General features: G+C 73.5%; 23 protein-coding genes. 5 read left to right on the top strand and 18 right to left on the bottom strand.

The window, feature by feature from the left end:
- Window positions 1-245 precede the first annotated feature (245 nt).
- The 4 genes from G011_RS29970 to G011_RS0118075 all read right to left on the bottom strand — a co-directional run bounded on the left by G011_RS29970 (window position 246) and on the right by G011_RS0118075 (window position 3,479).
- Window positions 246-947 (bottom strand): alpha/beta fold hydrolase, encoded by a 702-nt coding sequence (locus G011_RS29970; protein WP_081642985.1) that lies wholly within the window; start codon window positions 945-947, stop codon window positions 246-248.
- 165 nt (window positions 948-1,112) lie between these two features.
- Entirely contained in the window at window positions 1,113-1,457 is a 345-nt protein-coding gene (locus tag G011_RS0118085) for a biotin/lipoyl-containing protein (RefSeq protein WP_019609717.1), read from the bottom strand.
- Between the two features lie 7 nt (window positions 1,458-1,464).
- Window positions 1,465-2,484 (bottom strand): alpha-ketoacid dehydrogenase subunit beta, encoded by a 1,020-nt coding sequence (locus G011_RS0118080; protein WP_019609716.1) that lies wholly within the window; start codon window positions 2,482-2,484, stop codon window positions 1,465-1,467.
- Window positions 2,481-3,479, bottom strand: a complete 999-nt coding sequence (locus tag G011_RS0118075; protein WP_026338417.1) for a thiamine pyrophosphate-dependent dehydrogenase E1 component subunit alpha — start codon at window positions 3,477-3,479, stop codon at window positions 2,481-2,483. The genes G011_RS0118080 and G011_RS0118075 overlap by 4 nt, the downstream gene beginning before the upstream one ends.
- An 883-nt stretch (window positions 3,480-4,362) precedes the next feature.
- Here G011_RS0118075 and G011_RS0118070 point away from each other — a divergent pair.
- Window positions 4,363-4,854, top strand: a complete 492-nt coding sequence (locus tag G011_RS0118070; protein ID WP_019609714.1) for an Lrp/AsnC family transcriptional regulator — start codon at window positions 4,363-4,365, stop codon at window positions 4,852-4,854.
- Window positions 4,855-4,863: 9 nt separating this feature from the next.
- On the opposite strand, the gene G011_RS0118065 is transcribed toward G011_RS0118070, so the two are convergent.
- The 5 genes from G011_RS0118065 to deoC form a co-directional block, all read right to left on the bottom strand.
- Window positions 4,864-6,534, bottom strand: a complete 1,671-nt coding sequence (locus G011_RS0118065) for a phospho-sugar mutase (protein ID WP_019609713.1) — start codon at window positions 6,532-6,534, stop codon at window positions 4,864-4,866.
- Window positions 6,535-6,545: 11 nt separating this feature from the next.
- Window positions 6,546-7,343: a purine-nucleoside phosphorylase gene (locus tag G011_RS0118060; RefSeq protein WP_019609712.1), complete on the bottom strand. Its 798-nt coding sequence runs from the start codon at window positions 7,341-7,343 to the stop codon at window positions 6,546-6,548.
- Between the two features lie 164 nt (window positions 7,344-7,507).
- Entirely contained in the window at window positions 7,508-8,470 is a 963-nt protein-coding gene (locus tag G011_RS0118055; protein ID WP_019609711.1) for an aldehyde dehydrogenase family protein, read from the bottom strand.
- The gene (locus tag G011_RS0118050) at window positions 8,463-9,893 is read right to left on the bottom strand and encodes an aldehyde dehydrogenase family protein (protein WP_019609710.1); all 1,431 of its coding nucleotides are present in this window, start codon (window positions 9,891-9,893) and stop codon (window positions 8,463-8,465) included. The genes G011_RS0118055 and G011_RS0118050 overlap by 8 nt, the downstream gene beginning before the upstream one ends.
- A 5-nt stretch (window positions 9,894-9,898) precedes the next feature.
- Entirely contained in the window at window positions 9,899-10,846 is a 948-nt protein-coding gene (deoC, locus tag G011_RS0118045; protein WP_013154262.1) for a deoxyribose-phosphate aldolase, read from the bottom strand.
- Between the two features lie 409 nt (window positions 10,847-11,255).
- On the opposite strand from deoC, the gene G011_RS0118040 reads away from it, so the two are divergent.
- Window positions 11,256-11,840, top strand: coding sequence for an N-acetyltransferase (locus G011_RS0118040; protein WP_019609709.1), 585 nt, complete (start codon window positions 11,256-11,258; stop codon window positions 11,838-11,840).
- A gap of 155 nt (window positions 11,841-11,995) precedes the next feature.
- Window positions 11,996-12,682 carry a hypothetical protein gene (locus tag G011_RS0118035; protein ID WP_013154264.1) on the top strand — a complete coding sequence of 229 codons (687 nt, stop codon included), beginning with the start codon at window positions 11,996-11,998 and terminating at the stop codon, window positions 12,680-12,682.
- Here the strand turns inward: G011_RS0118035 and G011_RS0118030 are convergent.
- The 5 genes from G011_RS0118030 to G011_RS0118010 form a co-directional block, all read right to left on the bottom strand.
- Entirely contained in the window at window positions 12,660-13,958 is a 1,299-nt protein-coding gene (locus tag G011_RS0118030) for a heparan-alpha-glucosaminide N-acetyltransferase domain-containing protein (RefSeq protein WP_019609708.1), read from the bottom strand. The genes G011_RS0118035 and G011_RS0118030 overlap by 23 nt on opposite strands.
- 87 nt (window positions 13,959-14,045) lie before the next feature.
- Window positions 14,046-16,049, bottom strand: coding sequence for an acetoacetate--CoA ligase (locus G011_RS0118025; protein WP_019609707.1), 2,004 nt, complete (start codon window positions 16,047-16,049; stop codon window positions 14,046-14,048).
- Between the two features lie 339 nt (window positions 16,050-16,388).
- Window positions 16,389-17,063, bottom strand: a complete 675-nt coding sequence (locus G011_RS0118020) for an HAD family hydrolase (RefSeq protein WP_013154267.1) — start codon at window positions 17,061-17,063, stop codon at window positions 16,389-16,391.
- Between the two features lie 84 nt (window positions 17,064-17,147).
- Window positions 17,148-17,843 carry a DUF4126 domain-containing protein gene (locus G011_RS0118015; protein WP_019609706.1) on the bottom strand — a complete coding sequence of 232 codons (696 nt, stop codon included), beginning with the start codon at window positions 17,841-17,843 and terminating at the stop codon, window positions 17,148-17,150.
- Window positions 17,844-17,958: 115 nt separating this feature from the next.
- Complete coding sequence (locus G011_RS0118010; RefSeq protein WP_013154269.1) at window positions 17,959-18,204, bottom strand: DUF2630 family protein; 246 nt, start codon at window positions 18,202-18,204, stop codon at window positions 17,959-17,961.
- 293 nt (window positions 18,205-18,497) lie between these two features.
- Between G011_RS0118010 and G011_RS0118005 the strand changes: the two genes are divergently transcribed.
- Window positions 18,498-18,788, top strand: a complete 291-nt coding sequence (locus tag G011_RS0118005; RefSeq protein ID WP_013154270.1) for a metal-sensitive transcriptional regulator — start codon at window positions 18,498-18,500, stop codon at window positions 18,786-18,788.
- A 104-nt stretch (window positions 18,789-18,892) separates the two neighbouring features.
- Here G011_RS0118005 and G011_RS0118000 read toward each other — a convergent pair whose 3' ends face one another.
- Entirely contained in the window at window positions 18,893-20,269 is a 1,377-nt protein-coding gene (locus tag G011_RS0118000; protein WP_036552789.1) for an NAD(P)/FAD-dependent oxidoreductase, read from the bottom strand.
- A gap of 302 nt (window positions 20,270-20,571) precedes the next feature.
- Here G011_RS0118000 and G011_RS0117995 point away from each other — a divergent pair, with 302 nt between their 5' ends.
- Window positions 20,572-20,874: a hypothetical protein gene (locus G011_RS0117995; RefSeq protein ID WP_019609704.1), complete on the top strand. Its 303-nt coding sequence runs from the start codon at window positions 20,572-20,574 to the stop codon at window positions 20,872-20,874.
- 48 nt (window positions 20,875-20,922) lie between these two features.
- Here the strand turns inward: G011_RS0117995 and G011_RS0117990 are convergent, their stop codons facing one another.
- Genes G011_RS0117990 through G011_RS0117980 form a run of 3 tightly spaced genes read right to left on the bottom strand, consistent with a single transcriptional unit; the run spans window position 20,923 to window position 22,522 of the window.
- On the bottom strand, window positions 20,923-21,192 hold the full coding sequence (locus G011_RS0117990) for a DUF6510 family protein (protein WP_013154273.1): 270 nt from the start codon (window positions 21,190-21,192) through the stop codon (window positions 20,923-20,925).
- Entirely contained in the window at window positions 21,189-21,923 is a 735-nt protein-coding gene (locus G011_RS0117985; RefSeq protein ID WP_019609703.1) for an FAD-binding oxidoreductase, read from the bottom strand. Before G011_RS0117985 ends, G011_RS0117990 begins: the two co-directional genes overlap by 4 nt.
- Window positions 21,923-22,522, bottom strand: coding sequence for a sulfite oxidase-like oxidoreductase (locus G011_RS0117980; protein WP_019609702.1), 600 nt, complete (start codon window positions 22,520-22,522; stop codon window positions 21,923-21,925). Before G011_RS0117980 ends, G011_RS0117985 begins: the two co-directional genes overlap by 1 nt.
- Window positions 22,523-22,660 lie beyond the last annotated feature (138 nt).

Genomic DNA, 22,660 nt, shown 5'->3' with positions numbered 1-22,660 from the left:
GGAGTTGTTATGAAGGCGAGAGCGTAGCGACACGGGTCCTTACCCGAAAGTCGACAAGCGTGCGCCCGAAGCGGTCGGCGGTGTTTCGGGATTGTGTTGCGGGGAAGCCGTTCCCCGCCCCGACACGGCATTACCACGCATGGCTTCGCCCCCTTCACCGGTTGTCACAGCGGCACGTCGGAGGGGGCCGGTCTAGACCGGACTAACCGCGTCGGGCGGCGGGAGCCGCGGGGCTCCGCCCGGCGTCAGTCGGCCAGGAAGTCCAGCACGGCCTGCCGGAAGTGCCGGGAGGAGACGGCGTTGGCGTGGTCGCGCCCGGGGATCTCCACGTGCGTGCCGCCGCAGCGCTCGGCCAGGGCCGCGGCGCCCTCGGCGAGCTGGTCCCGGGCGCCCGAGACCAGCAGCACCGGAAACCCGCTGAGCGGGGGCTCCGCGGCGAAGGGGCGCGAGGCCTGGCCGCGCGCGCAGGCGGCCAGCGCGGCGGGGTCGTTGGAGGGCAGGGCGGCCACCGTCCGGTAGACGTGGTCGAAGGGCGTGTCCCCGGAACCGGGGTCGGACAGGTCCGTTCCGGCGAAGGCGTTTTTCGGTCCGAAACCGCCGAGAACCACCCGCCTGACGCGTTCGGGAGCGGTCAGCGCGAGTTCCCAGGCCAGGCGCGAACCCATGGAGTAACCGACCACGTCGACCTTGTCCACCGCCAACTCGTCGAGCATGGAGACGAGGTCGGCGACGAAGTGTCCGGGCAGGTAGAAAGCACTGTCGGTCGGTTTGTCACTGTTTCCGTGACCGCGCAGATCCGGCCCGATCACCCGTAGCCCAGCCGACTCCAGGGCCCGCGTCCACCCGGCGGCCCGCCAATTCATGCCGAAGTCGGTGCCGAAACCGTGCAGGAGGAGTACGGGGACCCCGCCCCCCTGAGCCTGCGGGCGCAAATCCGCATAACGCATTGTCACGCCGTCGGCGAGATTCGCGGACATGAAAACCACCCACCATGTTTTCGAAAAGAAAAGGGAAAAAACGCGGGGCCCGGTCGGATTTTCCTCCGAATGGCGCGCGCCCAGGGGCGCCGCCGTTCGTGCCTTCCTCCGAACAGGCCCCGCGGTCGGCCGCCGTCAGTCCGTGGGGGGCCTGAGCCGGACCCGGCGGGCGGGCCGGGCCTGCTCCTCGGGGACGCGGCCCACGATGCCCGCCCTCGGCGCGTCGCCGGAGGACTGGACCGCGAAGGTCACCAGGGGCGCGCCGACCGGGACCACCTGGTCCTCCTCGGCGTGCAGCTCGACGATCCGGCCAGCCTGGGGCGAGGGGATGACCACCGCGGACTTGGTCGTCTCCACCTCCACCAGGGGGGCGTTGCGCTCGATCTCCTCGCCCACGGCGACCTGCCACTCCAGGACGGTCGCCTCGACCAGCCCCTCGCCCAGGTCGGGGAGGGAGAAGGTGATGTTGTCTTCTGCCATGGTCGCTCTAGTACTCCAGGGTCCGTTGCACCGCGAGCAGGACGCGGTCGATGGTCGGCAGGTACTGCGGCTCCAGGGGGCCCGCGGGGTAGGGCACGTCGAACCCGGTGACGCGCTGGACGGGGGCGGACAGGTCGCGGAAGCAGTGCTCGGTGACCAGGGCGGCCACCTCCGCGCCGAGCCCGGCGGTCAGCGGCGCCTCGTGCACGACCACGGCCCGTCCGGTGCGCGCGACCGAGGCGGCCATCCCGGCGGCGTCCAGGGGCTTGAGCCAGCGCAGGTCCAGCACCTCCAGGTCCACGCCGTCCTCGGCGGCCAGCTCGGCCACCTGGACGCAGCGGTGCACCATGGCGCCCCAGGCGATGAGGGTGGCGTGCCTGCCGGGGCGCACGATGCGGCTGGTGCCGATGGGCTCGCTGGGCTCGCGCAGCCGCACGGGCCTGCGGTCCCAGTAGCGGGCCTTGGGCTCCATGTAGACGACGGGGTCGTCGGAGCGCACCGACTGGAGCAGCAGGCTGTAGGCGTCGGCGGGGTCCGAGGGCGCGGCGACCTTGAGGCCGGGGGTGTGGGCGAAGAGCGCCTCCAGGCTCTCGCCGTGGTGCTCGGGCGCCTGGATGCCGCCGAAGGAGGGCAGTCGCAGGGTGATCGGCATGGGGGTCGCGCCGCGGGTGCGGTAGTTCATGCGCGCCACCTGGTTGACGATCTGGTCGATCGCGGGGTAGGCGAAACCGTCGAACTGGAGCTCGGGGACGGGCCGCCAGCCGTTCATGGCCAGGCCGACCGCCATGCCCATGATGGCGGACTCGGCCAGCGGGGTGTCGAAGACACGCGTGTCCCCGAACTCCTTCTGGAGCCCGTCGGTGACGCGGAAGACCCCGCCCAGGGCGCCCACGTCCTCGCCGAAGACCAGCACGTCGGGGTCCTCGGCGAGCAGGTCGCGCAGGGCGCGGTTGATGGCCTGCTGCATGGACAGCTCGACCGCGGGGGCCTCGGCGGCGGTGTCGGCGCGTTCGATCAGCTCGGTCACAGCTCGACCTCTTCCTGCCAGGTGCGGCGCTGCCGGGTCAGCTCCTCGGTGGTCTCCCGGAAGACGTGGGTGAACAGCTCCGATCCGTCCGGTTCGGGCGCGGTGGCCACGCCGTCGCGGATGCGCTCGGCCTCCCGGCGGGCCTCGGCGTCGACCCGGGCGAGTTCGCCCTCGTCGGCGTGCCCGGCGGCGAGCAGGGCCTCGCGCAGCAGGGTGACGGGGTCGCGCTCGCGCCAGCGCCGGGCCTCGGCGTCGTCGCGGTAGCGGCCGGGGTCGTCGGAGGTGGAGTGCGGCTCCACGCGGTAGGTGAGCGCCTCGATGAGGGTGGGCCCCTCGCCGCGGCGGGCCCGGGCGACGGCCTCGGCGGTGGCCTCGTGGACCGCGCCCGCGTCGTTGCCGTCCACCAGCACGCCGGGCATGCCGTAGCCCTCGGCTCGCGCGCTGACCGAGCCGCCCGCGACCTGGCGGTGGTTGGGCACCGACAGCGCCCACTGGTTGTTCTGGCAGAAGAAGACCACGGGGGCGCCGAAGACCCCGGCGAAGTTCATGGCCTCGTGGACGTCGCCCTCGGAGCTGGCGCCGTCGCCGAAGTAGGCCAGGGCCACGCCGTCGTCGCCGCGCAGCCGCTCGCCCACGGCCCAGCCGACCGCGTGCGGGACGGGGCCGCCGACCACGGCGTTGACGGCGCCGAACCGCGAGGCCGCGACGTCGTAGAGACCGCCGTGCCACAGGGCGCGGTGGGTGGCCATGTAGCCGACCATCTCCACCCCGTAGGCCAGGGCGGAGGCCATCTCCCGGTAGGTGGGGAAGACGAAGTCGCGCGCGGGGTCCAGGGCCGAGGCGCTGGCGACCTGGGCGGCCTCCTGGCCGCGCACGGACACGTAGGCGGGGAAGACGCCCTGGCGCTGGAGGGCGATGGCCTCGGTGTCCAGGTCGCGCGCGGTCCTCATGTGGCGGTAGAGGGCACGGGTGAGGTCGGGCGGCAGGTGACCCACGGTGATGGCGCCCCGGTCCGCCGACTCGTGGGGGGCGGGGTCCGGACGCACGGCGCCTCCGTCGGGGGCGGTGGCCCCGGGCCTTGCGCGCAGCGGGTCCTGGGGCGAGGGCGGGCGACTGGCGGGCATGTCGAGCGGCTCCCAACGTGGCCCCGTCCGACGCGGTGGCGCGGTCCGGGCTCCGGGTGGTGTCTGTCCTGTACACAGATTCTCCGGAAGACTCGACACTTTCGCTAGATATCCGCCGCTACTTGATACATAAGGGAACGAAATTCGCCATATGGTCCTCTGTAGTCCAGCTCGAACCCCGTTCCACCCGAGAAAACGACACACGGGCCTGTACACCCCACGAACGCCCTCGGGCCCCGGGGGAGCGCGAGCCGCGACCGGGAGCGCACGCGGCGTCGCCGGGAGGGGGGTCCACGGTCACGGAACAGCCGCGATCGGCCGCGGCGGGCGCACTTCCCGGCGCCGAGCGCGTACGTTCGAGGCACCGGTCATCCGGTCAACGAAACCCCCCGATTTCCCGACACTTGGACCCCACGGAACCCCGCGGCAAGAAGTTCTGTCGTGTTCCGGGCCGCGTGGTGTAGGCGCCGCCGGTCCGGGAAACCACCCCATCCACCGACAGCGTCGACCACGAGTACAGTCGGACTCCCGACGCGCCTCCCCCCGCCCGTCGGACCCCGCGCCAGGGTCCCCGCTCCCGTCCTCCTCCGGCGCCGCCCCCGCGGCGACCGGAGGGGGTGCCCGAACGCCGCGCATCTCGCCGACTGAGATTCCGATAGACGGAAACAACGTTTACCTGGTAACTCGTTAGCCCCGGTCAACGACGACAGTGAGGGGCTTCGTCCTGAAACAAGAGCACACGAGGAGCACGCACATGGCCATGGGCGACCAGCGGAGGAACGGCCGGCGGCCGGACACGACCGACCAGACGATCCTGAGCGCGCTCGCCAAGGACGCGCGGACCGGGATCACCGAGATCGCCGCACTGGCCAACGTGTCCCGCGCGACGGCCTACAACCGCATCAAGCGGCTCACCGACGAGGGCGTCATCCGCGGCTACTCCGTGGTGACCGACCACTCCAAGATGGGGCTCGGCGTCACCGCGCTCGTCCTCATCTCGGGCAGCCAGCCGGACTGGCGCGCCAACCGGGAGATCCTGTCCTCCTACCCGGAGATCGAGTACTGCTGGTACGTCGTGGGCTCGGCGGACATCGTCCTCCTCGTCCGCGTGGCCAACACCAACCAGCTCCGCGACCTGATCCTCACCCGGTTGCAGTCGCTTCCCGGTGTGACGTCCACCCAGACGCTCACCGTCATCGACGAGGTCGTGCACCGGCCGGTCGTGGAACCCTCCGACGGCGGCTGAGCGGCGCCCTCAACCCCCGACAGCCGCGGTGACCGAGGCCATCAGCTCGGCGAGCAGCTCCGAGCCCAGTGCGCGGGTGGCCGCCACGTCACCGTCCACGTCCAGCACCACCTCGACGTAGGCCTTCAGCTTGGGCTCGGTCCCCGAGGGCCTGAGCGTCACACGTCCCCTGCCCTCCAACCGGAAGCGCAGGGCGTCCGTCGGCGGCAGACCCGCGTGTCCGGCGGCGAAGTCGTCCACCCCCACCACCCGCAGGGGGCCGAACGCGGCGGGCGGTTCGGCGCGCAACCGCCGCATCGCCGCGGAGATGACCGCCAGGTCCTCCACCCGCACCGACAGCTGGTCGCTCAGGTGCAGACCGTACCGGCGCGCCTGGTCGTCGAGCAGGTCGAACAGGGTCGCCCCCTCGCGCTTGGCCCGGGCGGCGAGCGCCGCGGCCACCAGGGCCGCGCTGATCCCGTCCTTGTCCGCGACCGGACGGCCGCCGTCGGCGCCCACGCAGTAGCCCAGCGCCTCCTCGAACGCGAAGACCCGCCGCTGCCCGGGGCCGCCCGCGCGCGCCAGCCACTTGAAGCCGGTGAGGGTCTCCTCGTAGTGCACGCCCCGGTCGCGGGCGATCTTGCCGAGCAGGCTGGAGGAGACGATCGAGGCGGCCACCACCCGGTCGGACCCGCTGGTGTGGTCGAGCACGTACTCGGCGAGCAGCCCGCCCACCTCGTTGCCGGTGAGCAGGCCGTGCCCGGGGACCGCGAGCGCGAGCCGGTCGGCGTCGGGGTCGTTGGCGATGACCAGGTCGGAGCGGTCGGCGGCGCCGGTGGCCAGTGCCATGTCCATGGCGCCGGGCTCCTCCGGGTTGGGGAAGTCCACGGTCGGGAAGTCGGGGTCGGGCTCGAACTGGGCGGCGACCACGGACGGGCGGGGGAACCCGGCCCGCTCCATCGCCGCCAGCAGCACCCGGCCGCCCACCCCGTGCATGGCGGTGTAGGTGGTGGCCAGGTCGCGGTCCCCGCCCGGGACCAGCGCGGTGACCGCGTCCAGGTAGCGCTCCACCGCCTCCTCCCCCAGCACCGTCCACCCCTCGCCCAGGGGCAGTTCGTCGACCGGGCCCACCGCGTCGATGGCGGCGGAGATCTCGGCGTCGGCCGGGGAGACGATCTGGGTTCCCGCGTCGGCGGCGCCGCCTGCCTTGGCCGCCCCCGCGTAGACCTTGTAGCCGTTGTCCCGGGGCGGGTTGTGGCTGGCGGTGACCATGATCCCGGCGTCGGCGCCCAGGTCGCGGACGGCGAAGGCCAGGACGGGGGTGGGCAGCGGTCCGGGCATGAGGGACACGCGGTGCCCGGCGCCGGTGAGGACGGCGGCGCTGTCGCGGGCGAAGTCCGCCGAGCGGTGCCGGGCGTCGTAGCCGATGACCACGTGCCCGGGGCCCTCGCCGAGCCAGGCGGCGATCCCCGCGGCGGCCCGCATGACCACCACCCGGTTCATCCGGTTGGGGCCCGCGCCGAGGGCGCCGCGCAGTCCGGCGGTGCCGAACTCCAGGCGGGCCCCGAAGCGGGAGTCCAGGTCGGCCAGCGCGTCGGCCTCGCCCCGGTCGGCGCGCTCCACCAGTCCCGCCAGCTCCGCGCGCGTGTCGGGGTCGGGGTCCTGGGCGATCCACCGCCTGGCCCGGGCGAGGTCGGTCATGGGGGCTCCCCTCAGAGCTTGGCGGTGATGTCGGCGAGCAGGCGTCCGACTGTTGCGGCGGCGTCGCGGCCGGTGGCCAGCACGTCCTCGTGGTCGAGGTTGGCCCCCGTGAGCCCGGCCGCGACGTTGGTGACCAGGGACAGGCCCAGGACGCGGGCGCCCGCGGCGCGGGCGGCGATCGCCTCCAGCACGGTGGACATGCCGACCAGGTCGGCGCCCATGGCGCTGAGCATGCGGATCTCGGCGGGCGTCTCGAAGTGCGGGCCGGGCATGGCCGCGTACACGCCCTCGGGCAGGGAGGGGTCCACCGACCGGGCCAGCTCGCGCAGGGCGGGGGTGTAGGTCTCGGTGAGGTCGACGAAGGTCGCGCCGGTCAGCGGGGACCGCGCGGTCATGTTGAGGTGGTCGGCGATGAGCACCGGGGACCCCACCGCGTAGGCGGGGTTGATGCCGCCCGCGGCGTTGGTCAGCACGACCGTGGAGGCCCCGGCCGCCACGGCGGTGCGCACGCCGTGCACGACGGCGTCGGTGCCGTGGCCCTCGTACAGGTGGGTGCGGCCCAGGAAGGCGAGCAGGGAGCGGTCGCCCGCCCTGATGCTGCGCACGGTGCCGCTGTGGCCCTCCACGGCCGGGGGCACGAAGCCGGGCAGGTCGGTGGTGGGCAGCTCCTGACCGGAGTCGCCGAGCAGGTCGGCCGCGGAGGCCCACCCCGATCCCATGACCAGGGCGACGTCGTAGGCGTCCACGCCGGTGCGCGAGCGCAGTTCGGCGGCGGCCTCCTCGGCGGCTGCCTGGGGTGTGCGAGTCACAGCGGGTCTCTCCGTTCGTTGGTGCCCGGGAAGGGTTCACGGACGCGGTGCCGTAAGCGTGATCCTGCTACCCGCGGCGCGTCCGGGCGGCCCGGACGCGCCGGGGGTGCGGGATCGTCGCCGGTGGAACCCGTGTGTCACACCGGCCGCGGCCTCGGCGCCCCCTAGATCCCCACGGGGTGCCAGACCGTCTTGGTCTCCAGGAAGGGCTTCAGGCGTGCGGTGCCGGGGTCGGGGTCGAGCCAGGCCTCCTCGCCGCCGTCGGAGCCGGGGCCGGGACGCAGCACCCGGGTGAGGGTGTCGGCGGCGGCCCTCTCGAACTCCGCGGCCAGGTCTCCGGCGCCGGTCAGGTCCAGGGCGTTGACGTCGGCGTGCGAGGCCAGGTGGGGGCCCAGCTCCGGCACGCGTCCGGTGAGCAGGTTGACCACGCCGCCCGGCAGGTCGGAGGTGGCCAGCACCTCGGCCAGGTCGATCGCGGCCAGCGGCGCGTCCCCGGAGGTGACCACGACGGCGGTGTTGCCGGTGGCGATCACGGGGGCGACCACGGAGGTCAGGCCGAGCAGCGGCGCGTTCTGGGGGGCGAACACCGCGACCACGCCGGTGGGTTCGGGCGCGGAGTGGTTGTAGTAGGGCCCCGAGACGGGGTTGGCGCCGCCCAGGACCTGGGCGACCTTGTCGGTCCAGCCCGCGTAGTACACCCACCGGTCCACGGCGGCGTCGACCACGCGTTCGGCGTCGGCGCGGGAGAGCCCCTGCGCGGCCACGGCCTGGGCGGCGAACTGGTCGCGGCGCCCCTCCAGCATCTCCGCGGCCCGGTACAGGATCTGGCCGCGGTTGTAGGCGGTGCGGCCCGACCAGCCGCCGAAGGCCTTGCGCGCTGCGGCCACGGCGTCGCGGGCGTCCTTGCGGGAGGCGAGCGAGGCGTTGGCCAGGTGCTGGCCGCTGGCGGAGGTCACGGGGTAGCTCCTGCCCGATTCCGAGCGGGGGAAGGCCCCGCCCAGGTAGAGCTTGTAGGTCTTGCGGACCGCCAGCCGGGCGGGCCTGGCGGCGTCGGCCGTGCCCTTCGCGGCCTTGACGGCCCTGGCCGCGTTCTTGGCGGTCTTCCGGTTCTCGCGCCGCTCAGCCAAGGTAGGCCTCCAATCCGTGCCGCCCGCCCTCGCGGCCGTATCCCGACTCCTTGTAGCCGCCGAAGGGGCTGGTCGGGTCGAACTTGTTGAACGTGTTGGACCAGATCACCCCGGCGCGCAGGCGCTCGGCGGTCCAGAGCATGCGCGAGCCCTTCTCGGTCCACACCCCGGCGGAGAGGCCGTAGGGGGTGTTGTTGGCCTTGGCCACGGCCTCCTCGGGGGTGCGGAAGGTCAGCACCGAGAGCACGGGGCCGAAGATCTCCTCGCGGGCCACGCGGTGGGACTGGCTGACGCCGGTCAGGACGGTGGGCGCGAACCAGTAGCCGCTCGCGGGCAGCTCGCAGGCGGGCGACCAGCGCTCGGCGCCCTCGGCCTCGCCGGTGTCGGTGAGTTCGCGGATGCGCTCCAGCTGCGCGGCGGAGTTGATCGCGCCGATGTCGGTGTTCTTGTCCAGCGGGTCGCCCAGGCGCAGCTTGGCGATGCGCTCCTTGAGCCGGGGCAGCAGCTCCTCGGCGATCGACTCCTGGACCAGCAGCCGCGAACCCGCGCAGCACACGTGGCCCTGGTTGAAGAAGATGCCCGAGACGATGCCCTCGACCGCCTGGTCCAGGGCCGCGTCGTCGTAGACGATGTTGGCGCCCTTGCCGCCCAGCTCCAGGGTGAGGCGCTTGCCGGTGCCCGCGACCGAGCGGGCGATCTGGCGGCCCACCCCGGTGGAGCCGGTGAAGGCCACCTTGTCGGCGCCCGGGTGCTCCACGAGGGCCCGGCCGGTCTCGCCCGCGCCGGTGAGGATGTTGACCACACCCGGGGGCAGGTCGGCCTCCTGGCAGATCTCGGCGAAGGCCAGCGCGGTGAGCGGGGTGGTCTCGGCGGGCTTGAGCACGACGGTGTTGCCGGTGGCCAGCGCCGGCGCGATCTTCCACGCGAGCATGAGCAGCGGGAAGTTCCACGGGATGACCTGGGCGGCCACGCCCAGCGGGCGCGGGTCGGGGCCCAGCCCGGCGTGGGCGAGCTTGTCGGCCCACCCCGCGTGGTAGAAGAAGTGCGCGGCGACCAGCGGCAGGTCGACGTCGCGCGTCTCCTTGATGGGCTTGCCGTTGTCCATCGACTCCAGCACGGCCAGCTCGCGCGAGCGCTCCTGGATGATGCGGGCGATGCGGAACAGGTACTTGCCGCGCTCGGCGCCGGGCATCGGCCCCCAGACGGTGTCGAAGGCGCGGCGGGCGGCGGCGACGGCCCGGTCCACGTCGGCGGGTCCGGCGACGGCGACCCGGGCGAGCTCGGTCTCGTCGGCGGGGTTGAGGGTGGTGAGGTACTCGCCGCCCTCGGCCGGGGTGAAGGCGCCGTCGACGAACAGCTCGTAGTTCTCGCGCAGGGTGACGACGGAGCGGGACTCCGGTGCGGGCGCGTACTCGAAGATCACGGCTCTCAGTCCAGCGTGTAGTAGTCGGGGCCCGGGTAGGTGCCGGTGGACAGCCTGGTGCGCTGCATGAGCAGGTCGTTGAGGAGGCTGGAGGCGCCGATCCGGAACAGGTCGGGGGTCAGCCAGTCGGGACCGGCGACCTCGTTGACCAGGACCAGGTTGCGGATGGCGTCCTTGGTGGTGCGGATGCCGCCCGCGGGCTTGACGCCCACGCGCCTGCCGGTGGCGGCGTGGTGGTCGCGGACCGCCTCCAGCATGACGAGGGTGACCGGCAGGGTGGCGGCCGGGGACACCTTGCCGGTGGAGGTCTTGACGAAGTCGCCCCCGGCCCGGATGGCCAGGTGGGAGGCGCGGCGCACGTTGTCGTAGGTGGCCAGCTCGCCGGTCTCCAGGATGACCTTGAGGTGGGCGGTGCCGCAGGCCTCCTTGACGGCGGCGATCTCCTCGAACACCTTGAGGTAGTCGCCGGACAGGAAGGCGCCGCGGTCGATGACCATGTCGATCTCGCTGGCGCCGTCGGCGACCGCGCGGCGGGTGTCGGCGAGCTTGACCTCCATGGGCGCCCGGCCGGAGGGGAAGGCGGTGGCCACCGAGGCCACGCCGACCCCGGTGCCGCGCAGCGCCTCGACGGCGGTGGCGACCATGTCGGGGTAGACGCACACGGCACCCACGCGGGGCACGGTGGTGTCGGCGGGGTCGGGGTGGGCGGCCTTGGCGCACAGGGCCCGGACCTTGCCGGGGGTGTCGGCGCCCTCCAGGGTGGTCAGGTCCACCATGGTGATGGCCAGGTCGATGGCCCGGGCCTTCGCGGTGGTCTTGACCGACCGGGTGGACAGGTCCTGGGCGCGGGCTCGCGCGCCGACCTCGTCCACGCCCGGGAGGCCGTGCAGGAACGCGCGGAGTTCGCGGTTGGTCGCCGCCTCGGGCGCGAATGCGGTGTGGGGCACGGGCACCTACAGCTCGTCGGTTTGCTGGCCTGCCCGTCCGCTGTGGCCAGCGGAAACGGGGCTCGCGGCGCGGCGCGCGGGGAGTTCTTCCCCCGGGCCGGGCCGTCAGGCAGTCACCCTAACGCCGGGCGGAGCCGCCGTCAGCATCCGTCCGGATCGAGCCGCCCAAGGTTGGAGGAGCCTCTAACGCCCGCTCTGGTTTTTCGTCGTCCTTTCCTCCAATCCGGCACAGAAAACCCCCAGAAAAGGACATCCGCACTGTTCTGTCACCGCTGGGACGGACACGCGCGGTCTAGACCGGACCACTCCCTTTTGGCTACGTGGGCGGGATGCGAGACTGGCCCGAATCCTCCCCCCGGCCCGCCCAGCCGGCCCGGGAGCCGGAGGAGCGGACCCCGAGGTGACGGGAGCGGTGATGTCGGCCGGAGAGCGGAGCGAGCCACGAGCGGACGGGACGGAGCCGGTGCGCCTGGTGAGGCTGGACCGGGCCACGCCGGAGGCGGGCCTGCTGCGGGAGACCGTGCTGCGCCACCGCCTGCCGCCCGGCCAGCGCGGCCACGTGCGGCTGCCGGTGACCACCCTGCCCGCCGCCGACGCCGACCCGGCGCGCACGCCCTTCGCCGTCGTCGGTCCGGGAGCCGTCGCCGACGCCGCCGGGGCGCGGGTGGCCTGCGCGGGCTTCGGCGTGCTGGACCGGGCCGTGCACGCGCGCGACCTGGTGCCCGACCCGGCGCGGGCGGTGCTGCTACGCGCCTTCTACGTCACCACCGCCTGGCAGAACCGGGGCGTGGGACGGGCCGTGTGCTCTCCGCCGCTGCTGGACCGGTTGGCGGCGCAGGTGGCGCCGGAGGCGGCCGAGCTGGTGCTGTGCGTGGACGAGGCCAACCACGCGGCGGCCCGCGTCTACGGGCGCGCCGGGTTCGTCTTCACCGGCCGCCGCTTCGTGGACACGGCGGGGGGACCGCAGCTGGTGATGGCCCGCCCGGTGGAGCGGGACTGAGCGGGGTCAGGGGGTCCGGCGCGGTCCGGGCCGGGCGGGAGAGGGGCGGGGTGGCGGCCCTGCGAGGAGCCGCCCGGGACCTGCCGGGCCCACTGCCGGGGACGCCCTCTCGCCGTCCGCGCAGGCCCGGGGAAGGGCTCGTCTAGGCTGGGGGCATGGCGGAGTTCCGGATCAGCAGCGATGACGAGCGGGTCGACCTGCGCAGGATGGCGGTGGCCCTGGCCGAGTCCCAGGGGTGGGCGCGCGAGGAGGTCAGCGTCTGGGACAACCGCCGCGGCGAGGTGATCGTGACGGTGGACGACTCCCTGCTGCGCAAACCGGAGGCCGACCCCCTGCACCGCACCCGGCACACCCCCCGCGACGTGCACGACGCCTGCGAGACTCTGCGGCGTGAGGAGGCGTCCCTGCGCCGCGTGGACTTTCGCGTGCTGCGCGACGAGACCGCGCGCTTCTTCTCGGCCGGGTGGACCGTCGCCGACGCCCTGCACGCTCTGGGGCACCGTCCCGACGGCGTGCCCTGGCCGAGCGGCCCCGACTACCAGGGCACCGACTGGCTGCACGCCCGCCTGAAGGCGTGGCGCACCCCCGACGGCGACATCCGGCCCTCCAGGTCGCAGGAGGAGGCCCAGCTCCGGGTGATCAGCAGGGCGGGCCTGCCCATGGACATCGGCCTGCCCGAGGACGCCGAGGTCGCGCAGCGGCCCGTGGCCAGTCCGGCGGTCGCGCGGTCGGCGGCCGACGACGCGCGCAGGCTCATGCGCCAGAACGCGCGGACCACCACCGACTCCCTGGCCCACCGCGACCGCACCTCGGCCAGGATCACGCGGGGGGACCGTCGCTAGGACGGCGGGGAAGGCGCCCGTCGGCGGCGGATCTTCGCTCCTCCACCAGGGCGACCACGCCGTCGGCGGCCTCGCCCAGGAGGAGTTCGGCCGGTCCCCTGCCCGCCGTCAGCCGCCACAGGGTGGCGAAGACCAGCGCCCCCAGGACGAATCCCTCCAGCAGCCACGGCTGGTGCCAGCCGATCCCGCCGGAGGCGGCGATGACCACCGCCAGGGCCAGGATGTGTCCGGTGTAGACGGTCAGCGGCATCCGGCCGACCGAGGTCAGCGGGTACATGAGGACCCGGAAGCGGTCGCACAGGAACATGCACACCACCAGCACCACGAGTCCCTGACCGACCGCCTCGGCGATCTCGAAGGTGGTGCCGGTGTGGGGCGTGCCGACCGCCAGCCACCACCAGGAGTCGGTGGGCACCTGGCCCGAGAGCGACTGCGTCTCCTCCACCACCGCGGCGCGCACCAGGGCCGCCGTCGCCTCGTCGGTCATCTCCCCGGAGGGCAGGCCGGTCAGGGCGGGACCGCTGGCCCGCACCAGGCGGTCCATGCCGCCCATCGGGCCGAGCAGGACCCAGGAGCCGAGGTGGCCGAGCAGGAGCAGGGCCGCGCCGGAGGCCAGCAGGCGCAGCCGCACCGCGGTGGCGGCCAGGTCCAGCCGCCCCAGCGCCATCCCCGCCGTCACGAAGGCCATGAAGGTGATCGCCGGGTAGTAGCCGGTCAGGAGGAACTCGCTGAGCGAGGCCAGCGAGGACGTGCGCGGCGAGGGCGGGAAGACGTTGTCGCGCAGCAGGAACGAGAGCGGCGGGCCGAGCACGGCCAGGGCGCCCGCCACCGTCCACAGCGCGCCCGAGCGCAGTCTGAGCAGGGGCAGGGCCAGCACGAAGAAGCCCGCGTAGTAGGTCAGGATGATGGCGACCGGGACCCCCATGAGGTCCAGCACCAGGCCCAGCACGCCGATGAGCGCCGCGCGGGTGAGGATGCGCACGACGGCCCCGCGCAGGCGATCGCCGCCGACCGGGTCGGTGCGCCCGGTCATCATGGCCAGGGAGGTCCCCGCCAGGAGGGCGAAGAGCGCCGAGGAGTTGCCGCGCACGACGCCGTGCACGTCCCAGGCGTAGCCCTCCGGCGACAGCAGTCCCATGGACTCCACCCCGAGGTGCACGACGAACATCCCGAACACCGCGAGGGCGCGTGCGGCGTCGATGCCGTCGATCCGGACCCGGCCCGAGGACGGGCCCGCGGGGGCGGCGGAGGTCTCGCCGGACTGGTTCTGTGTCACGCCCGTCAGGCTATGCCGTCGCCCGCGCGGCAACAACGGGCCGGGGCACGTGGCCGTCACCGGCCACGTGCCCCGGCGCGGTCGCCGTCAGCCCGTGTTCTCCCGCTCCCCGGCCAGGGTGCTGAAGAAGTCGAGCGCCTCGGGGTTGGCCAGTGAGTCGCGGCTGGCGACCCGGTCGGGCCGTTCCCCCATGAGGATGCGCTTGACCGGCACCTCCAGGACCTTGCCCGACAGGGTCCGGGGCACCGCGCCGATGACGCGGACGCGGTCGGGCACGTGGCGGGGCGAGCAGTCGGTGCGGATGCGGCGGGCGATCTCCCGGGGCAGGTCGCCCTCCAGGTCGGCGCCCTCCCGCAGCACGGTGAACAGCTCGATCCGGGAGGAGCCGTCGGCCTGGGGCACGTCCACGACCAGCGCGTCGACGACCTCGTCCAGAGCCAGGACCGCACGGTAGATCTCGCTGGTGCCCATGCGCACGCCGCCGCGGTTGATGGTGGAGTCGGAGCGGCCGTAGATGACCGCGGTGCCGCGGTCGGTGATCGCGATCCAGTCGCCGTGCCGCCAGACGCCCGGGTAGACGGAGAAGTAGCTCTCGCGCAGCCGCTCGCCGCTGTCGTCGCCCCACAGGAACAGCGGCATGGACGGGGCGGGCTCGGTGACGACGAGCTCGCCGACCTCGTTGACCAGCTCCTTGCCGTCGGGGTCCCAGGAGGCCACGGCCATGCCCAGGGCCCGGGACTGGATCTCGCCCTCGTGGACGGGCAGGGTCGGGGTGCCGCCGACCAGGCAGCTGCACACGTCGGTGCCGCCGGAGGTGGAGAACAGCCACAGGTCCTCGCCGAACTCCTCGTAGACCCAGGAGAAGGCCTCGGGGCTGAGCGGCGAGCCGGTGGAGCCGATGGCCTTGAGCGCGGACAGGTCGCGGCCCCGGCGGGGGTGGACGCCCTCCTTCATGCAGGAGGAGAGGAACCCGGCGCTGGTGCCGAAGACGGTGACCCCGGCCTCGGCGGCCAGGTCCCACAGGGCGCCCAGGTCGGGGGCCGCGGGGCTGCCGTCGTACAGGACGATGGAGGCCTTCGTCAGCAGCACGCTGACCAGGAAGTTCCACATCATCCAGCCGGTGGTGGTGAACCAGAAGACCCGGTCGTGCTCCTGGGCGTCCAGGTGCAGGTGGAGGTTCTTGAGCTGTTCGAGCAGGATGCCGCCGTGCCCGTGGACGATGGCCTTGGGCAGGCCGGTGGTTCCCGAGGAGTAGAGCACCCACAGGGGGTGGTCGAAGGGGACGGACGCGAACTCCAGCTCGGCCCCGGCCCCGGACTCCTCCAGTCGGCCCCAGGGCAGGGTGCCGTCGAGGAACTCTCCGGGGTGGAGGTAGTCGAGGAGGACGGTGTGCTCGACGGTGGGCAGGGCCGCGCGCAGCTCCTCCACGACGGGGCGGCGGTCGAAGTCCTTGCCCCCGTAGCGGTAGCCGTCCACGGCGAGCAGGACCTTGGGTTCGATCTGGGCGAAGCGGTCGATGACGCTGCGCACGCCGAAGTCCGGGGAGCAGGAGGACCACACCGCGCCCAGGGAGGCCGCGGCGTAGAAGGCGGCGACGGTCTCGGGCAGGTTGGGCAGGTAGGCCACGACGCGGTCGCCGGGACCCACGCCCAGCCCGCGCAGGCCGGCGGCGATGGCGGCGGTGCGGCGGCGCAGGTCACCCCAGGTCCACTCGCCGAGCCCGCGCAGTTCGGTGGCGTGGCGGATGGCGACGCGGTCGTCGTCGCGGCCCTCGAAGACGTGCCGGGCGTAGTTGAGGGTGGCCCCGGGGAACCACTCGGCTCCGGGCATGGTGCGCTCGCCCAGGACCCGCTCGTAGGGGGTCTCGGAGCGTACGCCGTAGTACTCCCAGACCGACTCCCAGAAGCCGTCGACGTCGGTGACCGACCAGCGCCACAGGGAGTCGTAGTCGAAGGACGCGGCGGAGGCGTCGCCGAAGGCCCGGACCCCCTTCTCGCGCTCGGCCCATCGGGCGAACGCGACGATGTTGGAGGACGCGGCCCTCTCCTCGTCGGGCTTCCAGAGCACCCGGGGCACGCTGTTCTCCGTCATTGGCCCGCCTTCCCATTCGCACTGTGTTCCGCACGGTGTGCTGCCGACCGTGTGTTGCTGTGAGACCCATCTAACAACACCCCATGACGGCGGCGACGGCCCGGCCCCCGGGGTGACGGGGGCCGGGAGGCGGGTCGAGTGCGCAGGTCACCGGTGGGAGGTAACCGGTGTGTGGAACCCACTGGCGGGCGGTCGCGCGGGCGTGGGCGGTCACCGTTGACAGGGGTCGGAGGCGGGCGGGAGAGCCAGTGACCGGACCTTTGCCGCGTCAGCGCCCGCGCGGTGCTCCGGGCGCGCGGGGCCCGGGGGCGCTGGCTGCGGCCGGGCCCGGCGGTGGCCTCAGGCGCCGCGCAGCGCGGCCACCGCGGCCGCCGGGGAGTCGACCACCGGGGAGCCGGTGGCCTCCAGGCGGGCGCGGGACATCAGGCCGCTGGTGACGAGGATGGAGCGGGCCCCGGCCTCGCGGGCGGCGCGGGCGTCGTCGTCGATGTCGCCGATCAGCACGACCCGGGCCGGGTCGATGCCCTGGTGTTCGAGGTGGCGTACCAGGTGCTCGGCCTTGGAGTCGTCCTCGGTCTGGAACTGGCGGCCGTCCACCCGGGTGAAGTGCCCGGTCAGGCCGCGCTCCTCGATGAGGGGCACGAGGTGGTCGTGGGAGGCCATGGACAGCAGGGACTGGGTGCCGCCGCCGCGGGTCCACTCCCGGAGGACGTCGGGGACGCCCGCGGTGAGTTCGCAGGAGGGCAGCAGCTCCTGGTAGCTGCTGTCGTAGTGCCGCTCCGCCCGCTCCCACTCGCCCTCCTCGAAGGCCCGGCCGAGGAGCTCCTCGTAGCAGGGGATGAGGGGGCGGCGGAAGACGGAGCGCCAGTGGTCCAGCTCCACGGGGTCGCGGCCGAACAGCTCGCACACGGCGTTCACCGCGGCGAGGTTGGCGTGGTTGTCGTTGAGGAGGGTGCCGTTCCAGTCCCAGACGATGTGGGTGCTGTCGTGTCGGTCGAAAGTCGTCTCAGCCATTGACCGCACTTTACGGGCACCGGCCCCGGTCGGGGAATGCGTCGTGCGCCACCCCGGCCCGGCCCCCGCGCCCGCCGGGGCCCCTCACCCGGGGTGGGACTCCCCCGCCGGGTCCACGCCCTCCGCACCGGTCCGCGCGCCCGCGTCCGCGCCCTGCGGCCCGGTTCCCCGCGCCTCGCGGCGTTCCCGGCGCAGCCGCCGCCCGCGCCGGGCCGCCCACACGCCCGCCGCCACCATGAGCGGGAACACGACGAGGACGAGGACGGGCACCAGGAGGGCCAGCAGCGAGGTGACGAAGCTGACGACGTCCTCCAGGAAGGAGGTGACCGGGGCCGCGCACCCGAGGGACACGGAGTTGGCCACCGGCCGGGCCAGGGACTTGACCGCGTGGAAGGCCAGGGAGACGACCACGCCCGCGACCACCGCCCACCAGGAGACCCCGTCACCGCCCGCGGCGGCGCCGGAGGCGACCCCGGTGATCTCGCCGAGCTCCACCGCGGAGGCCCCCGCACCGAAGGTGATGCCGCCGGAGGTGGGCCGCACCACGGTCTGGAGGACGTCGTTGAAGCTGTCGACCGCGGGGATCTTGTCCGCCGCGAACTCCACGACCAGCAGCACGGTGAGGACCACGAGGGTGGCGGGGTGCTCGATCCACTGCCAGGACTCTCCCAGCGGGACCAGGTCGGTGAAGCGTGCGAGCAGTCCGACGAGGAGGAGGGGGATGTAGGCGTTGAGCCCGGCCGCGGAGGCCAGGCCCAGCCCGGTCAGTGTGGTGAGCATGCGCTTCCTTCTGTGCTCCCGGCGTGGGGCGCCGTGCGGTCATGCGGTCACCGCCCGGCACCGCTGTACCCGTGTTGACGCTCGCGGAGCACGCGGGGTTTTCGGTTCGGCCCCCCTACTGCCGGTAGTTCTCGACCTCGGAGACCGGGCGCGGCTCGGCCTCGTCGGGGTCCTGGTCGAACTCCTCGCGGGCCCTGCGCTGGCGGAGCAGGTCCCAGCACTGGTCGAGCGCCTCCTCGACCTGCTTGACGCGGGCGCGCTCCCGCGGGTCCAGTCCCCCGGCGGTGGAGCGGAGCGCGTGCTCCTCGTCGATCAGTCCCCGGATGGTGGCCATGATGTCGTTCTCGGCGCTGTCAGTCATACCGCCATGGTCGGTTCGGGGCGGGGCCGCGGGCAAGGGCCACCACCCCCGCGTTGCCCAGAGCGGACCGGACGTTTACGCGCGGTGACGGTTCCCGCGCACGGCACGCGCGCGACTCCGGGCGGGGCGACCGGTCCCCGTTCGTCTGGGAAACTCCTACTACGACCGCGTCGGCGGTGCGGCGCGCGCCCGCGGGGGGCGCACCGGCGGAATGCGTTCCCGGCCCCCGCCGTTGGATACCACGAGGGGGTATGGTAATGGCATCTGAGCAGGAACGACACGGAAGCGGGAGCATGGCTGCGACCCACGGTTACAGTAACGACAAGCAGAGCCACATCAACCGGCTGCGCCGTATCGAGGGCCAGATCCGCGGGTTGCAGCGGATGGTCGAGGACGACCAGTACTGCATCGACATCCTGACCCAGACGTCGGCGGCCAACAAGGCACTGCGCTCCTTCGCGCTGTCCATGCTCGACGAGCACCTCAAGCACTGCGTGTCCAACGCGGTGGCCAACGGCGGCGAGGAGGCGGACGAGAAGGTCCGCGAGGCCTCAGAGGCGATCGCCCGCCTGGTCCGTTCCTGACCCCGTCGCCCCCGCGCCCACGCCCGACCGGCCGCGGCGGGGCGCCGCGGCCGGTCGGCGGGGCTCTGCGGTCCGGACTCCGGCGGGGCCCGGACGGCTCCCGGTCAGTGCACGCCGTAGCGCGCGTGCAGGTTCTCCAGCAGGCGCGCGCCCTCCCGGCGGGAGGCCTCCGCGTCCAGGTAGTCGACCGACTCGTTGGCCACGAACGAGGACGGGCGCCCGCCGTCGGCGAACCCCAGGCGCGAGGTGTCGCCGCCGGTGGCCTTGCGGATCCCCCAGTTGGCCAGGATGCGCGCCCGCGCGGTCGCGGAGGGCACCGCCATCAGGTGGTACCCGCGGGTGACGCCCAGCGCGGGCAGTCCGCTCAGCTCCAGCTGCATGACGCGCGCGAGCGCGTCGTTGCCGCTCAGGTCCACGACCAGCCCCATGTCCCGGTGCCGGAACTCCTTCATCGGGCGTCCCAGGATGGACGAGACGACGTTGTCGGCGACGGTGGCCGCCTGGCGCGTGGCGTATTGGGCGGTCGGCGGGCAGTAGTCGCTGTCCTCGTGCGAGAGGTTGGGCACCGCCGCGGCGTCGCCGACGGCGAAGACGTCGTCGAGGCCGGGGACCCGCAGGTCGGCGCCGACCTCCAGGCGCCCCTTCTGGGTGGGCTTGTCCAGGGTCGCCATGAGCGGGCTGGGTGAGACGCCCGCCGTCCAGATGAGGGTGCGGCAGGGCAGGGCGCGGCCGTCGGTGAGCACCACCTTGTCGTCGGTCACCTCGCGCACGCTCACCTTGAGCTTGACCTCGACGCCGATGGAGCGCAGCAGGTCGAGCGCCTTGCGGCCGAGGCGGTCGCCGAGTTCGGGCAGCACCTTGGGCGCGATGTCCACCAGGTGCCAGCGGATCACCGAGCGCAGGTCCGGGTAGCGCTTGGCCGCCTCCTGGCACAGGCGCATGAGCGAGGCCGCGGTCTCGACGCCGGTGTAGCCGCCGCCGACGACGACGAAGCGGCAGCGCTCCTCGCGCTCGGCCGGGTCGCGGCTGTCGTTGGCCAGCTCCAGCTGGGCCAGGACGTGGTCGCGCAGGAGCACCGCCTCGGCCAGCGTCTTGGCGCCGTAGGCGTGCTCGGCCAGACCGGGGATGTCGAAGGCGCGGGTGACCCCGCCGGGCGCCAGGACCAGGCGGTCGTAGCGGACCGGGGCGAGTTCGCCGGTGGGGCGCCGTACGACGACCACGCGGTCTCCCGGGTCCACGCCGACGGCGTGTCCGGGGACGAACCGGGTCTGCCGGGTCAGCCGGTGCACCGACATGGCGACCGACTGCGGTGTGAGCAGTCCGGAGGCCACCTGCGGCAGCAGGGGGCTGTAGAGCATGTAGTCGTGCGGCGCGACGAGGGCGATGTCCGCCGCCCCCGCCGGGATGCGGCGTTCGAGGTGGCGCAGGGTGTGGAGACCACCGAAACCCGCGCCGACCACCACGATACGAGGCCGAGACATAGACAGCGCTCCTTCTGACGTGTCGTGGGGCGGGACGGCTGAGTGCGTCCGTTGGGCCGTTGGACGCAGCACTACCCACAAGGCCGCGGCCAATGTATGGCCGGGTCGGCGGATCCGGGAGCCGCCACCCGTGACCTGTCGGGGACTTTGCCCGCCGTTGGCGGCCCCTGGGGAGGACGGGGCGACTCCCCTGGCCGGTCCGAAACACCCGCGCGGGGGGAGTTCGTGATTTTCGTGACTTTATGTAACAAGATAATCACGTCATGCATTGACACCCGACACGAAGGGAGTCGTGAGCGCGTATGCGTGCGTTCACCAGGATCACCGCCGCGACGGTGCTGGCCGCCGGACTGACCGTTGCCGGGACGGGGGCCGCCGTGGCCGCCACCGCGGACCAGGACGACTCGCGCCCCGGAGGGGTGCTCGGTTTCCTCTTCGACGGCGTCTTCGGGGAGGACTCCAAGCCGCCGGTGGTCAACGAGGACCCGGAGACCCCCGCCGAGGAGGCCCCTGAGGCTCCGGCCGAGGAGGCCCCCGCCCAGGAGGCACCCACGGCTCCGGCGGAGCAGAGCCCGAACACGGGCGGCGCCACGGGCGGCGTGTAGGGCGCGGACGTGGTGCCGGGGCGGGCCGCGGGCCCGCCCCGGACCCCGTCAGAGCCCGAGCCGGATCCGGACGACCCCGGTACCGCCCAGGTCCAGCCACACGCTGTCGGGGGTGCGCACCAGCCGCAGGACCAGGGTCCGGCACCGCGGGCAGCTCGCCACCAGGCCGGGCCCGTCCGTCGTCACGTACAGCTCGGCGAAGGTCCCGCACGCCCCGCACACCGAGCAGCGGCGCTCGGCCGAGGTCAGGTCCACGGACATGATCTCCGACAGCGGTCCGGCCAGCACGTTGGCGTCCATGTGCTCCGGTTCCCTCATCCGCCACCTCCACCCGAGCCGAAACGCTCGGTACGCACCCGCCGGGGGTCGTGCCCCAGCGCCACCAGGGCGTCGGCCACCGTCTCCACGAAGCCGGTGGGCCCGCACACGAAGCACACCGGCGCGAACTCGGCGGGGAAGCCGTGGGTGTTGAGTTCGGCCACGCCCAACCGTCCCGGTCCCCGGACCGCGCCCTCGGGCGCGCGGCGCGTGTAGGCCAGGAACACGTCGACCCCTCCGTCGCCCGGCCGGTGCGCACCCAGCTCCCCCCGGTAGTACCGGTCCTCGGGGGTGCGCAGTGAGTACAGCACCCGGAACAGGGCCCGGCCGCCCGTCCGGCGCCGCTCGCGCACCATCGCCATCAGCGGGACCACGCCCGAGCCTCCGCCCACCAGGACCACCGGGTCGGACGACGCGGCGTCCCACACGAACCAGCCGCCCAGCGGACCGCGGACCTCCACCCGGTCGCCCGGCGCGAACACGTCCACCAGGCAGGGGGAGACCTCCCCGCCCTCCACCCGCTGCACGGTCAGCTCGACGCGCTCGCCGTCCGCGGCCGAGGCGATCGAGTAGCCGCGCTGGGCGGTGTAGCCGTCCTCGGCGGTCAGGCGCACGTCCACGTGCTGGCCCGGCCGGTGCCCGGGCCACCCCGGCACCTCCAGGACCAGGGTCCTGGCGCTCGCGGTCTCCCACCGGTCGGCCACCAGTTCGGCGGGCCGCCAGGCCGCCATCAGTCGCCCTGGTAGCGCTGTTCGCGCCACGGATCGCCGTAGTCGTGGTACCCGGCCTGCTCCCAGAACCCGGGCTCGTCCTCGTCGAGCAGCCGCAGCCCGCGCACCCACTTGGCCGACTTCCAGAAGTACAGGTGCGGGACCAGCAGCCGGGCGGGTCCGCCGTGTTCGGGGGCCAGCGGTTCCCCGCCGAAGCTGTGCACCACCCAGGCCCGGCCGTCGGTGAGGTCCTGGAGCGGCAGGTTGGCGGTGTAGCCGCCGTGGCTGACCGCCAGGGCGTACTCGGCCGCGGTCTCCACGTCCTCCAGGAGGGTGTCCACGCTCACGCCCGCCCAGTCGGTGTCCAGCTTGGACCAGCGGGTGACGCAGTGGATGTCCACGCGGGGCCGCTCCTGGGGCAGGTCCAGGAACTCGTCCCACGTCCAGGAGTGCGTGCCGCCCGCCTCGTCGGCGATCGCGAAGGTCCATTCGGCCGTGTCCACGTGCGGTGTGGGTCCGGCCGACAGGACGGGGAAGTCGTGGGTCTCGTACTGCCCCGGGGGCACACGCGAGGGGTCGCCTCCCCTGCGCCCCTGGAAACCCCTGCTCACCACGTTCATGGCGCTCCTCCTCTCCGGTGCCTGGCGCCCTGTCTACCCGGCGGCGGGTCAGCGCAGGGCATGACCGGCGCCAAATCCCGGGATGGGCCGTCAGGGGCACGGCGGGCGGGGGCGCCCGGTACCGGAAGAGCGCTGGGG

It is taken from the genome of Nocardiopsis sp. CNS-639 (assembly GCF_000381685.1).
In the GTDB taxonomy this organism is placed as follows: Bacteria; Actinomycetota; Actinomycetes; order Streptosporangiales; family Streptosporangiaceae; genus Nocardiopsis; species Nocardiopsis dassonvillei.
Note: the sequence above shows the minus strand (reverse complement) of the source record. Positions and strands in the feature narration are given on the sequence as shown.

Excerpts from the sequence above, each read along its gene's own strand:
- G011_RS0118020 (WP_013154267.1), bottom strand. The coding sequence starts at position 17,063 with ATGGCTGAGACGACTTTCGACCGACACGACAGCACCCACATCGTCTGG.
- G011_RS0118035 (WP_013154264.1), top strand. The coding sequence starts at position 11,996 with ATGGCGGAGTTCCGGATCAGCAGCGATGACGAGCGGGTCGACCTGCGC.
- G011_RS0118065 (WP_019609713.1), bottom strand. The coding sequence starts at position 6,534 with ATGACCGACCTCGCCCGGGCCAGGCGGTGGATCGCCCAGGACCCCGAC.
- G011_RS29970 (WP_081642985.1), bottom strand. The coding sequence starts at position 947 with ATGCGTTATGCGGATTTGCGCCCGCAGGCTCAGGGGGGCGGGGTCCCC.
- G011_RS0117995 (WP_019609704.1), top strand. The coding sequence starts at position 20,572 with ATGCGTGCGTTCACCAGGATCACCGCCGCGACGGTGCTGGCCGCCGGA.
- G011_RS0118070 (WP_019609714.1), top strand. The coding sequence starts at position 4,363 with ATGGCCATGGGCGACCAGCGGAGGAACGGCCGGCGGCCGGACACGACC.
- G011_RS0118015 (WP_019609706.1), bottom strand. The coding sequence starts at position 17,843 with ATGCTCACCACACTGACCGGGCTGGGCCTGGCCTCCGCGGCCGGGCTC.
- G011_RS0118005 (WP_013154270.1), top strand. The coding sequence starts at position 18,498 with ATGGCTGCGACCCACGGTTACAGTAACGACAAGCAGAGCCACATCAAC.
- G011_RS0118085 (WP_019609717.1), bottom strand. The coding sequence starts at position 1,457 with ATGGCAGAAGACAACATCACCTTCTCCCTCCCCGACCTGGGCGAGGGG.
- G011_RS0117980 (WP_019609702.1), bottom strand. The coding sequence starts at position 22,522 with ATGAACGTGGTGAGCAGGGGTTTCCAGGGGCGCAGGGGAGGCGACCCC.
- G011_RS0118010 (WP_013154269.1), bottom strand. The coding sequence starts at position 18,204 with ATGACTGACAGCGCCGAGAACGACATCATGGCCACCATCCGGGGACTG.
- G011_RS0117985 (WP_019609703.1), bottom strand. The coding sequence starts at position 21,923 with ATGGCGGCCTGGCGGCCCGCCGAACTGGTGGCCGACCGGTGGGAGACC.
- G011_RS0118025 (WP_019609707.1), bottom strand. The coding sequence starts at position 16,049 with ATGACGGAGAACAGCGTGCCCCGGGTGCTCTGGAAGCCCGACGAGGAG.
- G011_RS0118000 (WP_036552789.1), bottom strand. The coding sequence starts at position 20,269 with ATGTCTCGGCCTCGTATCGTGGTGGTCGGCGCGGGTTTCGGTGGTCTC.
- G011_RS0118040 (WP_019609709.1), top strand. The coding sequence starts at position 11,256 with ATGTCGGCCGGAGAGCGGAGCGAGCCACGAGCGGACGGGACGGAGCCG.
- G011_RS0117990 (WP_013154273.1), bottom strand. The coding sequence starts at position 21,192 with ATGAGGGAACCGGAGCACATGGACGCCAACGTGCTGGCCGGACCGCTG.